Source organism: Peribacillus sp. SIMBA_075, assembly GCF_046534585.1.
In genome coordinates, this window is sequence record NZ_JAWRYN010000005.1 from 1 (window position 1) to 15,687 (window position 15,687).

The 15,687-nt window shown below is 38.0% G+C and carries 11 protein-coding genes and 1 pseudogene; 2 read left to right on the forward strand and 10 right to left on the reverse strand.

Translation table 11 applies throughout. From position 1 onward, the window contains the following. Positions 1-188: 188 nt before the first annotated feature. Positions 189-1,307: pseudogene (locus tag SB775_RS05820) on the forward strand (IS3 family transposase). A 544-nt stretch (positions 1,308-1,851) separates the two neighbouring features. Here SB775_RS05820 and SB775_RS05825 read toward each other — a convergent pair. From SB775_RS05825 to SB775_RS05855, 7 genes are all read right to left on the reverse strand, one after another. After that, a complete protein-coding gene (locus SB775_RS05825; RefSeq protein WP_410860833.1) occupies positions 1,852-2,622 on the reverse strand; it encodes a sulfotransferase domain-containing protein in 771 nt (256 codons plus the stop codon). A 31-nt stretch (positions 2,623-2,653) separates the two neighbouring features. Then, positions 2,654-3,850 (reverse strand): glycosyltransferase family 2 protein, encoded by a 1,197-nt coding sequence (locus tag SB775_RS05830; RefSeq protein WP_410860834.1) that lies wholly within the window; start codon positions 3,848-3,850, stop codon positions 2,654-2,656. A gap of 49 nt (positions 3,851-3,899) precedes the next feature. Next, positions 3,900-4,802: an NAD-dependent epimerase/dehydratase family protein gene (locus SB775_RS05835; RefSeq protein WP_410860836.1), complete on the reverse strand. Its 903-nt coding sequence runs from the start codon at positions 4,800-4,802 to the stop codon at positions 3,900-3,902. After that, positions 4,802-5,626, reverse strand: a complete 825-nt coding sequence (locus SB775_RS05840; RefSeq protein ID WP_410860837.1) for a dTDP-4-dehydrorhamnose reductase family protein — start codon at positions 5,624-5,626, stop codon at positions 4,802-4,804. The genes SB775_RS05835 and SB775_RS05840 overlap by 1 nt, the downstream gene beginning before the upstream one ends. Next, on the reverse strand, positions 5,627-6,613 hold the full coding sequence (locus SB775_RS05845) for a polysaccharide biosynthesis protein (RefSeq protein WP_061463450.1): 987 nt from the start codon (positions 6,611-6,613) through the stop codon (positions 5,627-5,629). After that, positions 6,606-7,697, reverse strand: coding sequence for a non-hydrolyzing UDP-N-acetylglucosamine 2-epimerase (gene wecB / locus SB775_RS05850; RefSeq protein ID WP_410860839.1), 1,092 nt, complete (start codon positions 7,695-7,697; stop codon positions 6,606-6,608). Before wecB ends, SB775_RS05845 begins: the two co-directional genes overlap by 8 nt. 381 nt (positions 7,698-8,078) lie before the next feature. After that, on the reverse strand, positions 8,079-9,794 hold the full coding sequence (locus tag SB775_RS05855) for an ABC transporter ATP-binding protein (RefSeq protein WP_410860840.1): 1,716 nt from the start codon (positions 9,792-9,794) through the stop codon (positions 8,079-8,081). Between the two features lie 220 nt (positions 9,795-10,014). Here SB775_RS05855 and SB775_RS05860 point away from each other — a divergent pair, with 220 nt between their 5' ends. After that, entirely contained in the window at positions 10,015-11,217 is a 1,203-nt protein-coding gene (locus SB775_RS05860; protein ID WP_410860841.1) for an MFS transporter, read from the forward strand. A gap of 603 nt (positions 11,218-11,820) precedes the next feature. Here SB775_RS05860 and SB775_RS05865 read toward each other — a convergent pair. The 3 genes from SB775_RS05865 to cls all read right to left on the reverse strand — a co-directional run bounded on the left by SB775_RS05865 (position 11,821) and on the right by cls (position 15,593). Further along, entirely contained in the window at positions 11,821-13,083 is a 1,263-nt protein-coding gene (locus tag SB775_RS05865) for a glycosyl hydrolase family 18 protein (protein ID WP_410860843.1), read from the reverse strand. A gap of 222 nt (positions 13,084-13,305) precedes the next feature. Continuing rightward, positions 13,306-14,055, reverse strand: a complete 750-nt coding sequence (locus SB775_RS05870) for a (S)-benzoin forming benzil reductase (protein ID WP_410860844.1) — start codon at positions 14,053-14,055, stop codon at positions 13,306-13,308. A gap of 80 nt (positions 14,056-14,135) precedes the next feature. Continuing rightward, on the reverse strand, positions 14,136-15,593 hold the full coding sequence (gene cls / locus SB775_RS05875) for a cardiolipin synthase (RefSeq protein WP_061463457.1): 1,458 nt from the start codon (positions 15,591-15,593) through the stop codon (positions 14,136-14,138). Positions 15,594-15,687 lie beyond the last annotated feature (94 nt).

Consider the following 15,687-nt stretch of genomic DNA (forward strand, 5'->3'; position numbering starts at 1 on the left):
TAGAGTGATGTCTTACTCATATCTTACTGAGGAGCCCTATTTTTTTCAAAGCTGAAAAATAACGAACTACAGGAATGCTAACCTGCCCCGTTAGTGCCATAAGAAAAAGGTGAATCGTCTACACTTATCTGGACAGAAGTTTTAAGGGCAGATACACTTAACTCACTACAGATAAGGGAGCACTCAAAATGACCAAGCGAGAACGCCGTACGTTCACTTCCGAATTTAATCAACAGATCATTCAACTCTACCAAAATGGGAAAAACCGAAAGGCTCTTATTGAAGAATATGAACTTACTCCTTCTTCTTTTAGACCGGTGGATACAACAGAGTGAAAACACAGGTTCTTTTAAAGAAAAAGATAACCGTTTTCCTGAGGAACAAGAACTTATTAAACTACGAAAAGAACTGAAGAAGGTACAGATGGAGAATGATATTTTAAAGCAAGCCGCGCTGATACTAGGACGAAAGTAAATGTCATTAAACGGAACAAAGATAAATACTCGGTATCAGCAATGTGTGGCGTCCTAGAGCTTTCACGGAGCACCTATTACTACGAAGCAAAAGAACGAACCTCAGAAGACGATGTCACAAACGCCATTTTAGACATTTTTGATAAAAACCGTAAGGCGTACGGAACACGTAAGATTAAGGTTGAATTAAAGAAAAGAGGCCTTACGGTCTCCAGAAGGCGAATTGGCCGGATCATGAAAGAACAGGGGCTTGTTTCCTCTTATACAGTCGCTCAGTACAAACCGCAAAAGACCGCATGTAACGAATCAGTCAAGGCTAATGAATTAAATCGGGAATTTCTACAAGAAGAAGAAAAAAAAGTAGTGGTCAGCGATTTAACATATGTCAAAGTCAAAAATAAATGGCATTACATATGTGTCTTTGTCGATCTCTTTAATCGTGAAATTATTGGATTTAGCACAGGACCTAACAAGGACGCCAAGCTTGTGGCAAGAGCGTTTGCATCTATCAAAGGGAACCTCCGTGATATTCAGCTCTTCCACACAGATCGAGGGAATGAGTTTAAAAACAAGCTGATTGACGAAACATTAACCATATTTGAGATTGGTCGTTCACTAAGTATGAAAGGTTGCCCTTATGATAACGCTGTCGCGGAAGCGACCTTAATCATTAAGACTGAGTTCGCCAATCAAACAACATTCGCAAGCTTAGCTCAGCTTACACTCGAATTTGGAGACTATGTGAACTGGTTTAACAAGCTACGAATTCATGGAACTTTAGGCTACGTAAGCCCTCTAGAATTTAAAAAGTTATCCCTTAAAAAAGTTGTTTGATTTAGTGTTGACAATCCAAATGTATCTTTTTGAATTTTAGCTTTAACCTCTCTTTTGATTATGATGACTGAAAATGTATTGCCTTACTAAGGAACATTTCCTCACATTCATCCAAGGAAAACTGCTTACCCTCGTAGGAGCAACATTAACTTGTTTTATTAACTATGAACTTTAACCCGTACTAATAATCAATATATTTGAACTAGCAAAGATTCGTTATGTATTTTTCAGATCCCTACGCCTATTTTTGTACCCACTGAATTAATATTCTTTTTAGTCTTCTAGTACGACACGCGGAACATTCCCACAATTCAGTAACAATTGAATTCCTTTTATTTATACACTCAAAATCGGAAGCTTTATATTCAAATTGGTTAAGAACATAAGCTTCCTAGAGTTTTTCGGTCATTATTCACTGAACTACCGGAAACACATTTGCTATGTGTAAATAATTTCACTCTGAATGAGTCTGCCACAATGAAAAAACAAGTCCATACCGTTTCAAATTTTTATCCTACTTATTTAGTAATAAACAAAATGATATTTACCAGTCATTATCTTTTTCGTATCCTAATTGAATAAGAATGTCTCCCGCAATTTCTTTAAAAGCTTCCTTATGAATTTCATTAAATTCTTCTTTCCAATCACCAATTTTTCCTTTTCTAAATGTTCCTGAACTTTCAGGTTTGATATTTCCCCTTATCCTCTGTAATAATTCCATCTTACTTATTCTTAATAGTTTAAGATCATCCCACAAAAACTCTATGATCTTCATTATTGCTTTTTGTTGTGATTCTTTATCGATTACAAGTTCCTCAAAGGATATGGAACAAATTCCAAGCTCTTTACACCACCCTAATTTATCCTGAGCAAATTGCCTTATATTAGGAATTTCTGTAATACCAAACTCTTCATATTGTTCATTTGATAAGCTCACACCTTTTATCATTGTAAGCAGCCTTTCTTCATGTGTCTTTAAGCTTGTTAGATAAGGGGTCCATAGGTGGTTTCCCCATTTGTTTAACATGATAAAGTGAACAAGTGATACAACAACGTCTCTTAAATCCCTGCTAATAAATATTACTTTCAAATTCTTATGTTTTAATAATAGCGCTCGTTCAGAAGAATACACCAGATGTGCTGGTCCAACGGATCCTGGCTTTATCATATCCAAATCTTTATCCTCAATGACCCATGCAGGCGTTATTTCCATGCCAGGTATTCCTAGTATAATTTGTAACAGCAAGTGGGTTCCGCTTTTTGGTAAAGAGTTGACTAATACATTAGGTAAAAACGAAGTATGATTTTCACTCATTGATCCCACCCTCAATTTAATTAAAAGAACACTATATTGACAAGATCTCCTTTAGCTTTTCCGTTTTATAAAGATTTCCAAAAACAGGTGCTTCTTTACTAATAATTAATCGTTTACCTGCATTAAAGTCATTATGATCAACCATGGCAAAATCATTTACTTGTAGTTGAATTACTTGGATAATAAAGTTACTTAGCATTGATGGAGAGGAAGGGAAATTCCCTTTTCCATATATTAATGCAAAAGGTGTATCGGCTTCTTTCATCCCCTCTATGATAGATTCCCTCTCAGTAATACCCGGTACGTTTAAAAATTTTATTCTCGGGTCTTCAATATGCTGAAGTACATTAATAGCAGATTTATCAAAGCTCCTATCGATAATGATTAATTTAAAATTACTAAATGTTTGTTCTAAAAGTTGTTCTAATTTTTCTATAGTTCCTTCCTTCCCATCCAGCACTGGGTAAATAATCGTTAGCAAAAAAGGAACCTTCCTTCGATTTCTCGCTTCCTGCCTAGCAAGATTAAAAGCATATCTCCATCTGCGATGCTCTTCTTTTGAATTCCTCAGTTGAGCGGAAACACTCAAAGGTGAATTGGTTCGATAATGCATTAAGGCCTCAGGTATATAAACAATTTCACAATGATCTGTTAGCCGGAGCCAATACTCATAATCCTCAACAGGTTCGAGTTTGTATCCTTCAATCATGGCTGCAATTTCTTTTTTATACATAAATGATGTTCCAATGAAACAAAAATCTAGAAGGGATTCTTTAGGTTGATCCTGATACTTATAAAACTTCTCGAAATTTGGTTCTTTCAAGAAATCACCATTTTCATCGATATGCCGGAAGCTACTATAGGCCAAGCCAACATTATCTGGAGCAGTATTTAAAGCATTTCTTAGTTTTTCTACATAAGTTGGGTAATAGAAATTATCACTGGAAACCCAAGTAAAATATTTTACCTCATCTAACTGCATAAAATGATCAAATCCAATATTTAATGTCTTTGCCACTCCCTCATTTTTTTCTTTCAAAATAAGGTGAACTCTTTCATCCCCTTTAGTTACCTTTTGGATTACTTCAACTGTATCGGATGGAGCTCCATCCGATACAATTACTAAGTAAAAGTTTCCGTAGGTTTGTTGTAGTACCGAACGTAGTGCTAATTCAAGATAATTTGGATCTTGCTTATAAACTGGCATTACAATACCTACATCTCTCATTTTTAATCCACTCCTCAAGTGTTTAGAATGTTTTTATCTGTCTTTGAATTCAGGGCTTATTTTTACGATAATAATAAAGAATATCCTCTAAGGATGACTTCAATGAACGAACTGGTTTCCAACCTAATTTCGCGATTTCCACTGCTGAAATTTCAACCCTGCCTTCTTCCTGATCCTTTACTTTTTTAGACTTTATTTCAAAGTCAATCGTTGTTAAGTTTCTAAAACCGGTAATCACTTCTCCTAAAGAGTGGCTATGCCCTGAAGCAATATCATAGATTTCCCCTGGTTTCCCCTGGGTTAAAAGTATTTCATAAGCAATTACCGCATCTCTTACATCCACAAAATCCCGTTTTGCTTGCAGATTACTTACTTCAAGTACTTTTTCAGCTTTATTTTCTTCCATATCGACTATCTTTTTTGCAAATATGGAACAAACACCATTTGATATTCCGGGGCCTATCAAGTTTGAGGGCTTAGCTATAACGACATTCATGTTGTAAAGTACTCCCCATGATTGGGCAATAAGTACCTGAAGTGTTTTACTTAAACTATAAGGGTGTGTTAGAGTTGAAATATTTTGAGGGTCAAATTGCAGGGCTGAACCGACTATAACCACTTTACAGGCTGGATTTTCTTGCCTTAGTGCTTCAATTAAATAAAGGGTTGACATGGAGTTTGCTTCCAGAGAAGAAACAGGATCAATCCATGATTTTCCTACATGGTTTTGCCCTGCTAAATGAAGAAGATAATCGGGTTTCACTTTCTTTATTAACTTACCTACATTTTCCTTGTTTGTTAGATCACAAAGCTCTGTCTCAACTTGACCATTTCCGAAACCCTTTCTAGAAACAGCAGTAACAGCAAAACCTGCGTTTACAAAGTGATTACACGCATGCTGACCAGTAAACCCGCTTGCCCCCGTAATTAATAATTTAGGCATCTGGCTCATTACTTTTCCATCCAACTTTTTAATTCTTTCAGCATATGTTCATAAGTGGGAATATGATAATAAAAATCGTTCCTTGTATTTTTTATTGTTCGATCCAGTACGATATGTGAGTCAGGTAAAATCTCAATATCAGTTTTATTAAAGGTCCTCTTGATTAATTTCAATAGATTATATTTTGACACTTTATTCTCAGAACCTAAATGATATAAGCCTGTTACGTTATTCTCAATCAATGCTTCAATGGCTTTAGCCAGCTCAAGTGTTGTCACTCCATTCCACAGCACTTTCTCATAACCAATAATTTGATTTCTTTGCTTCATAAACCATTGAAACAACCCTATGCCATCTTCTTTTAACTCTGGACCGATAATTGAGGTACGAATAGTTAAATGTTTATCGCTAATGATTTCTCCCAGTTGTTTTGATTGAGCATAAAAAGAAGTACCGTCAGGAATGTCACCCTCCGTATAATTTCCTTTCGTTCCTGAAAACACGCAATCTGTACTAATATGAATTAATTTACCATTGTTCCGTTCAGTTAATTTGACCAACTCATGTGGCAGTAAGCTATTTACCTGAAAGGCCAGCTTCGGATTATTGCTCGCATGATCATTTAATATACCAATACAGTTAACAATAATATCAGGCTTTATAGATTCAATGATTTCCTCCAACTTTGTTGGGATCGTAATATCCAGGTAGATACTATCCTTATCTTCAGGATCCCTTGATGTATAGAACACTATATACTGTGGATTTTGTTGAAAATAAGCTGTAATTACGTGTCCTGCCATCCCTTTTCCGCCAAGGATTAGTACTTTCATTTAAATAAACCTGCCTTTTTGTAAAATCTCTTTGATTTCGTCTTTACTCATCAATTCTTTGCTGGAATTGTAGTTCAATAAGTTTACAGGTTTATATTTTGAATAATGTTCCTTTAATTCTTCTGATTGGTTTGTAGGAAGAATAACAAAGTACTCATCATCAAAAGTAATCGTTGTTTTACTTTCGTATTCGGAGAGGAGGAGTTCATGCAATTTTTCTCCAGGCCTAATACCTAGGATATCCACGTCAACGTTTTCCACATCAGAAGAATCGATCAATGCTTGAGCAAGGTCAATAATTTTACAGGATGGCATTTTCATCACGAATATTTCTCCGCCAATGCTTTCAAAGGTTGCCTTAAATACCAATTTAATTGCATCTTCAATGGTTAAAAAGAACCTTGTCATATTTAAGTCCGTGATACCTATTTTTCCCTTTTCTTTGATTTGCTTTTTAAATACATGGATGACACTTCCGTTCGTTCCTAAAACATTTCCACCCCTGATACAAACAAATCTTGTTTTTGTGTTTAATGTATTAGCGTGTATGATCAGTCTTTCCGCCATTGCCTTTGATAGACCATAAAAATTGGATGGATTCGAGGCCTTGTCTGTAGAAATGTTCACAACTGAATGCACATTACAGCTTATAGCGGCTTCTATAACATTCTGGGTTCCAATTACGTTCGTCTTTAAAGCTTCAATAGGTTGATCTTCACATACAGGAACATGCTTTAACGCTGCCAAATGGAAAATATAATCAACACCTTGGCATGCTTCCAATAAAGCTTCCTTCTCTTTTACATCTCCGATTATGAAATGCAATTTAGGATTATTATCAAACTCTTGTTTCATTGTAAATTGATTGGACTCATTTCTTGAAAAAATCCGTATTTCATTCGGTTCAAAGTCCAATAGCTGCTTAACCAATTCATATCCCCATGAGCCTGTACCGCCTGTTACCAAGATTGTTCGATTCTTAATCAATTTCATGGCCTCCCAGTATTATTTTAAGCACTTTATCCGAAACATTTTTATGGTTGTAGCCTTCTGGAAAAGTCCAGTTCTTTTGCTGGTTAACCATAACCTTCACACAATTGACAATTTGTTTAGCGTTAATTCCCGATAACATATTGCTGCCCGACTCAATTGTTTCTGGCCTTTCCGTTGTTTTTCGAATCGTCACGGTCGGTACATGGAACAAGCAGCATTCCTCTTGAACGGTTCCACTATCGGTCAGCACACAAAAAGCATTTTTTTCAAGCTTTACGAAGTCAAAGAACCCAAATGGCTCATGGAATTCAATTAATGGGTGCACTTCTAATTTGGGGCTGAGTTCTATGCGGGATTTTGTCCGGGGATGTAAACTGCATACGATTCTTTTTTGATAGGTTTCGGCGACCAAATTAATGCCCTTCATAATTTCGATCAATCGATCTTCATAGTCAACATTTTCGGCACGATGGGCTGTAACGAGGAAATAATCCTCCTTATCGAGATTCAATTTGTCCAAAATTACACTTTGCTCGATCTCATTGTTGTAATAGTTCAAAACCTCGAAAATGGGGTTTCCCGATAAATAGATTCTTTTACTGGGGATACCTTCATTCAAAAGATTCTCTTTACTTTGAGGAGTGTAAGGTAAATTCAAGCTTGATACAGCATCAATGATCTTTCGATTTTTCTCCTCTGGCACTTCCAGGTCAAAGCAACGGTTTCCTGCTTCCATATGAATGACGGGGATACCCATCCGCTCTGCTAAGATGGAGCTGAGCCCAGAGTTCGTATCCCCCAACACCAATACTTTGTCAGGCTTTTCATTTAATATGATAGTTTCTAAATTCTTATAAATGGCCGCTAACTGTTCCCCGAGGGTTTGCTGCTGTTTCAACAAGACATAATCAGGGGTTCTTACCTGTAGCTGTTGAAAGAATATTTCGCTTAAGGATGTGGTGAAATTTTGTCCGGTGTGCACTAAAATATGTGAATCGGCATACTGATCTAATTTCTTGATTATTAGACTTAATCTGATGATTTCAGGTCGAGTCCCTAAAATAGTCATTACTTTCACGATTTACACTCCTTACTTTTTTCTGGTTTATGGCCTCTCCGTCTCCCCTTTATTGTATGCACTGCCAATCCTATTGATATAGGCGAACCTATTAGATTTCGCCTCAATTCGAACGTTTAACCTGCTAATACTTCCCATCCCCTCGCAACCTTGAGTGTTAAAAGACGAAACGGAATTTCTATTTTTCTTTTTTGGGAAAATAGAAATAATGGCAAAGTTTCTACCATTTTTCGATTTCTTCATTAAAAGGGAGCTGTAATTTGTTGGATTCCTTTTGTAATATCAATTTAAAATTGTGTTTTATCCAAATCATGATTGATTGAACACCATTCCATTCTATTAAAAAAGCTATATATCCTCGTAAGGACATATAGCTTTTTATCATTTTTGGTATTGTAATTGATGTAGATTGGAAAAAATCCCCCCCTGTTTAAGTAAGTCATCATGACCGCCTTCTTCAACAATTCCTTCTTCCGTAACAACTACGATTTTGTCAGCATTACGAATGGTTGCCAATCGGTGTGCGATGATTAACGTTGTTCTGTTTTCGGCAAGTTCAGTAAGGGCCTTCTGAATTATTCGTTCCGTCTCAGTATCGAGTGCAGAGGTTGCCTCATCGAGAATTAATATTGGCGGATTCTTCAAAAACATCCTTGCTATTGCAATCCGTTGTTTCTGTCCCCCCGATAATTTCAAACCACGTTCACCTATTTGAGTCTCATAGCCTTTTGGAAGTCCTTCAATGAAATTCTCTAAATGGGCCTTCCTTGCGGCTTCCACAATTTGTTCATCTGATGCATTAAGCATTCCGTACGCAATGTTTTCTTTAACAGTTCCTGTAAATAGGAAAACATCTTGCTGGACAATGCCAATTTGTGACCGCAATGACTTTTTCGTCATCTCACGAATATCAATTCCATCAATGGAAATCGAACCGGCATTAACGTCATAAAATCGTGGGATCAATGAACATATTGTGGTTTTCCCTGCTCCAGATGGCCCGACAAAAGCGATGGTATCACCCGCTTTAATAGTAAGATCAATACCTTTTAAAACGGATTTTTTTTCTTCATAGTTGAAAGATACGTCTTTAAAGGAAATATCCCCCAAAAGGGAAGAAACCGCTATTGCATCCTTTTTATCCACGACATCAGGCGCGACATCAAGAAGTTCCGTAAAACGCTTAAAGCCGGCCATCCCTTTTGGATAGAGTTCCATCAACGCACTGATTTTGTCGATTGGCTTAAATAATACGTTAACATATAAGACGAATGCAACCAGTTCACCATAAGAGAGCTGCCCATGAAAAGTTAGCCAAGCTCCCATCACCAACACGGCAAGGGTCATAAACCTCGTCATCATGTAAATGCCTGATAAGCTAAAGGACATTACCTTATATCCAAGAAGTTTCGCTTTACGGAATCTGCGATTATTAGTAGAAAATCTATTCATTTCATATGTTTCATTAGTAAAGGATTGGACAACCCTCACTCCTGAAACGCTATCTTCTACACGGGCATTTACATCAGCAACTTCCGTATACATTTTTCTCCAGGCTTTATTCATCTTTAAATTACTAATGACAATCAATAAAACGAGGAACGGTAATATACATACGGATATGAGTGCCAGTTTCACATTGATTGTCAGCATAATCCAAAATGCACCTATAAAAGTCATGAAGGCGATGAATAAATCTTCGGGACCATGGTGAGCAAGTTCACCAATATCGAACAGATCATTGGTTATACGGCTCATGATATGGCCGGTTTTCGTGTTATCAAAAAAACCAAAAGATTGTTTTTGCACATGTTCAAATAATTCTTCACGCATATCAGTCTCAATATTGATACCCAATTTGTGACCCCAATACCCTACGATGAACTGTAAGAAGGTACTAATGATATAGAGAAGGAACAAACCGGCACTTACTGAAACAATTGCCGACCAATCATCGCCAGGCAGCAGTGTATCGATAAACCACTGAACTGCGAGCGGAAATGCAAGTTCAAGTACCGCAACGACCACTGCACTGAAGAAGTCAATAATGAATAACCGCTTATGCGGCAGGTAATATGTAGCAAAGCGTCGAATCATAAAATTTTTCTCCTTTTTTAACATATATTAAGGAGTATAATTCTATATTCAATAATCAGCAAGCATTTCAGAACCTATATATTCATATTATGGTAAAATCATCTATACAAAACAACCCAACCCGGCTCTTTCAATCTATTAAATGAAGGAGTGAATCCTGTGTAAATAAAAAACCATTCTAATTATCAATGGACTTTATTCTCGTAAAAGGATGGTACTCATGAAAAACAAATCGTTTCGACGCCTTTGGATCAGTCAGGCGTTTGCAAATCTAGGGGATATATTTTATGTAGTCGGGTTGATTTCACTATTATATACCTTAACGGGATCGGCCTTTTATTTGAGTCTGCTCCCTTTCACTACAACGATTTTTCGGTTTATCAGTAGTCTGCTTGCCCCCCTTGTCATCGACAGGTTTCCTTTAAAAGGAATCCTTGTACAATCTCAATGGTGGAAGACCATCTTACTCGTTGTCTTAGGAATCTATATAACAAATTTCAATCATGGTTTTGCTGTTGCCGTCATATTCTTCATTGCCATGATTTCATTATTGGATGGAGTCGCTGCCCCGGTTAGCGCAGCTTTGGTTCCTCAATTAGTTCCAAAAGAAGAATGGATGAAGGCGAATGGTTTCTTGAATATGATCACCCAGACCATCTTTGTAGCAGGATGGCCTCTCGGTTCCGTCTTATTAATAAGTACGAACAGCAGTATCATTATCTGGCTTACGGTCATACTGTTTGCCGTTTCAACCCTCTATACAGTAAAAATTGAAGTCTCAGAACAAACAACGAACACCGTTCGTCCGTCAAACCGGGATTCGATTAAATCCGGATGGATAGCGATTCGCCATCTCCCAACTATCCGTACACTCATTTCCATTGATTTTATCACAACGTTAGCTTCAAGCGTTTGGGTAGCTGCCGTTATTTATGTATACGTTGATGAGAACTTGCAATTAGGTGAGGAGTGGTGGGGATACATTAACACAAGCTACTTTATCGGCATGATTTTCAGTGGATTGATCGTCATCCGTTTTGCCAAGTTACTAGAAAAGCATATAGGATTCTTCATCATTTTCGGACTATTTCTCAGTGCAATGCTGATCCTTCTTTTTGGATCTACCAGTATTCCAGCATTCGCATTGCTGCTGGCATGTCTGTATGGTCTCCCTGAACAAATCCGGGAAGTGATTTACACCAAGCTATTCCAAGACCATGCTTCGGAAAAGACGCTTGCGAAAATTTATGCGGTTTGGGGAGCGGTCATCAATCTTACATTTGCCGGTTCTGTCTTGCTGTTAGGCTATATAACAGAAACATATAGTGTCGAAACAACGTTCCGATTTTCTTCCACCCTGATTTTCCTCGCCTTTCTTTATGCGATTTTTAAAAGGAAGGACTTACATGGGAAAGAAACGTGATCAACCACTGTCAAGATCTAATATGCCTAGCCGATCCATCATTCCTTTCGATACACCGTTAAAGAAAAAGGAGCCTTGGTTTTTGAAGTTAACCCAAAAAGTTGACACTTTATTTAATTAGGCAGCCTGGGCAGGGATTTAATTTCTGTGTTTTTATCCTCACGACCGAAGGCGTTTGCCCGTGCCATGTTAGAAATCGATTGAAGCAGATTTAAATCAATTTGTTTCCTTAGTTCATGGACTACTTTCGCTATGTCTTTCTTTGTAGGGCTTTCTTTTCTTGAACTAAGGCATTCGACTTTTTTAGATAGTCATTCTCTGTACGTAAGTGTTATCATTCGGCAAGAAGTGCTTCTTGAGAGCCTTTAGATGGCAGTGTTTTCTTGGTTTCTTTTTTTCATGGCACCTCCAATTGTTAGACAACATCTAACAAATTGGAGGTGCCGTTCATTTTCCATGGCTCCCTTTCTTTTTAGCGATTAGAAGGCCACGAACACGATAGAATCACATTAAAATCCCGGTGTGATTGTCTTGGTCCTGATGAAAGTCACACAAATAAACAGACAAAAAAATAAATTCTCCTCCTCTATTCCCAAATTCGTTTTATTTTATTATCAAGATATTCTGTTCCATAAACGCCCAATTCTGAGGGAATTGCAAACCAATCTGCCAATAAGTAGCCCCTATCAGTTCATATGCATCAATCAATTCATATTTAGCGCTTATCGAACGAATATCTTCTAACCAAACGACATGTTTCGAATTCTCTCTTCTATAAGAATAGGTAGGTGATGCCGCGGAAGTATCGAAAGTGATTTCAGAACTAGTTGCAATCGCTAGATTTTGGGCATTTTGCGCTGATAAAGCCTTAGTCTCATGGCTAGGCACTATCCAATCGTATCCATACATAGGAAATGCAGACTGTAATTTACTTCCTGGTATATTCGCCAAAGCATAACGGATAACCTCGCCCATCCACCAAAGAGGGGAAATTGGTTCAGGCGGGCCAGTTGGATACCCATAATCAATGGTCATCACGGCAACTAGGTCGGCTGCCTCTCCAATCCCCCGATAATCATGACCGCCTACAATTCGATTATCGGGATTATCTGCTGTTTTTGCATGTACGTTCACATGGAGGATCAGTTCGTTCAACCCCGCCTTTAATTGTTTTAAAAAAAGCACATAATCTGAACGTCGTGCAGGAGGGATGAATTCGATATCCATACTGACACCCCCATAGCCTTTCTCCCTTACGAAATTCAGCATACTATTGATTAAATTCGCTCTGAATCCTGAATTAGTGAGAACATCACCAGCCAAGTCAGCATTAAAATCCCCCTTTTGGAAATTCCGGATCATCAATAGCGGCGTCACCCCGGCTTGCTTGCATTTCGCGATTAGGGGGAGGTCATCACCGTCAATGAATGCAAAGCCTTCCTCGGTAAAGGAATAGGCTACAATGGCTAAGTAGGATAATTTATCACCATTCTCCTCAAGTGTTTCAAATACTACCCCACTAGAAGTCGGGAAGGCAAACCCCAGCGTAATCAATTGATTTTTGAAAGGAGACGGAATCGAAATTTCTGTGCCAACCTTTAGCGAGCTCGCAACAATTCCTGGATTGGCCTTCATGATTGCCGCAGCACTTGTTCCAAAACGACTGCCTATTTCAGAAAGGTTATCCTGATTTTTAATAAGATACCTTCGATTCACCACATTTTGATTAGGTATATACAATGCCAGACCAGGAACCAAAGCTGCTGATTCCAATCCGTTGACTTCAATTATCCTCGATGGGTCAACTTTATTTTTCGTGGCGATTTCCCAAAGACTGTCACCTTTTTTCACAACAATGATCGTCATTCAAAACCCTCCAAACCCCCTCCAAAAAGTTTATGTTATTCAGGTTAATAGATAGAACGAATTATCTCATTTCCATAATGATGGTATCCCATGCGATATTTAAATGATGGGGTTTTTACGAAGTGGAATAAAGGAATGCTTAATAAAAAAGAGGATGTCCAAAAGGACACCCCTCAATATGAGCCATCAATTGATTTTCCGTTTTACCCATTCTTACATACATCAAAGTAAATTCTTAATATCGTAAAACTTCCCATTCTCCAAATCTTCCACTTCAATTAGCTGCAATAGTTTTTCTGCCACAAATTCGGGACTCCTTAACATACCCTTCTCTTTATATTCATGGAATTTGTCTCGATTGGAAAAGTCCCGTTCGTCCGCTGACCGGATTGTTCCCTGCATCTCCGTATCCATTACACCTGGTGAAAAAGATATGAGAGACGTAGGGAAAGGTAATTTACCCTGTTCCGACCCTGCAACCCGCGTGAACATTTCTAGCCCTGCCTTAGTACTGCAGTAGGCAGCCCAGCCATGATAGGGTTTTTTTGCTGCACCTGAAGATATGTTAACCACTACCTTCTTTCTATTCCAGTCCCGGGTTAGTTTAACAAATTCATCGGTCAATACGATGGGTGCCATGAAATTCACCCGCATGCTTGTTTCCAAATTTACCTGACCAAGGTTCCCTACCGGCTTTATCGGTTCTATGACACCTGCATTATTAATGAAGTAAATGTCACTTTTTTCATCGACAGCAGCAAGAATCTCAATGATTAAGGAAGGTAACTTATCAGTCTCATTCAAGTCCATCGAAATGAATGTAAGTTTCGTCCCGAATTCTCCAGCCAGCCTCTCCATTTCAGGATGGGCTGTACGGGAAACTAAAATGCAATGATCACTCGTCCGCATACATCGCTTGGCAATGGCAGCACCTAAACCTTTAGAAGCTCCTGTGATAATAAAAGTTTTCACGGCATTTCCCCCTTTAATAGATCATTTTCTATTGTACCAAAAGAAGCGGCCCACATAGTAATGGGCCGCTTCTTTTTAAATTATAAAATGGGCGATACCAGTCTTGCAATGGACTCCTTAAAACGAATCCATCTTGATCGCTTTTCAAACTCTTCAATTGTAAGCTGCCTGCAGACTTGGATATCCTTATAAAAAATGCTTGTCAGTGTTTCGGCCATTCCTTCATCATAAATGAAGGCATTGACTTCAAAATTCAATTTAAAACTTCGGACATCAATGTTAGCTGTCCCCACCGAAGAGACCTCTTCATCCACGACAATCATCTTCGCATGTATAAAGCCGTTATCATAGATGTATATTTTAGCTCCCGCTCTTAATAATTGCCCTGCATTGAAAGTTGTAGCCCAATAAACGAAAAGGTGATCCGGTTTATTCGGAATCATGATTTTTACATCCAATCCAGACAAGCTGGCAATCCTGAGTGCATCCAATAAACTTGCATCCGGTATGAAGTAAGGTGTTTGAATGAGAATCGATTTCTTTGCTGAAGAAATTATTTTAATATAGCCATTTTTAATTTGTTCCCATTCAGAATCCGGCCCACTTGTCACAATTTGCAAATCTATATTGCCTTGAGGCTCTAAAGTAGGGAAATAATGAGGCTGATATGTTATATCATGGTGCTTTGATGCCTGATTCCAATCCAGGATAAAACGGGTTTGAATGGCTTTTACAGCTGAACCCCTTATTCGAAGGTGTGTATCACGCCAATAACCGAATTTTGGGTTAAGCCCTAAATATTCATCCCCTACATTAAAGCCGCCAACATACCCTACCTTTCCATCTATGATGACAAGCTTTCGATGATTACGGAAATTCAAACGTAAATTTATAAATTTTAACTTGGATGGAAAGAATGCCTCCACTCGTCCTCCTGCCTGCCTAAATTCCCTGAAGAAACTTTTAGTCATTCCCCTAGATCCCAACTCGTCATAAAGAATTCGCACTTTGACGCCTTCATTAGCTTTTTTAGTCAAAGCCTCAATGAATCGCTTACCAAGGCCGTCCCTTTGGATGATGTAATATTGTATATGTATATGGTTTTCAGCCTCTTCAATATCTTGAAAAAGCTGGTCAAACTTCTTTTTTCCTTCCGTAAAAATATCGACTTGATTATCTTCCGTAAGAACGGCATCATTGTTCCGGAGGTGCATATAAATCAAATCACGATAATTACTCGAAGAAGCATTTCGAAAGGGAAAATGATTTGTAGAAAGCTCTTCCATCTGTTTATCAAGGATTTCTTCAATCCCGACCTTCTTCTTGTCCTCCCATTGGAACAAATGGGCGTGCCTTAAACTCGTTCCAAAAAGAAGATATAAAATAAAACCAACTACAGGCAGAAAATATAACACCAATAACCAAGCCCAGGTCGTGCTCGCTTCCCTTCTTTCGAAAAATATGACAATCGTGGCAAATAATATATTAAGAATGATAACAAGGCCGAGCAAAACCGATGTAACATGCGTAAATTCCATAGCATACCCTCACTCAATTTTTATCCCCTTAAGGATAACATGCAAATTCTTTATATCAAAGGATTTGCTTATTATAAAAGGAAAACAGAGAATT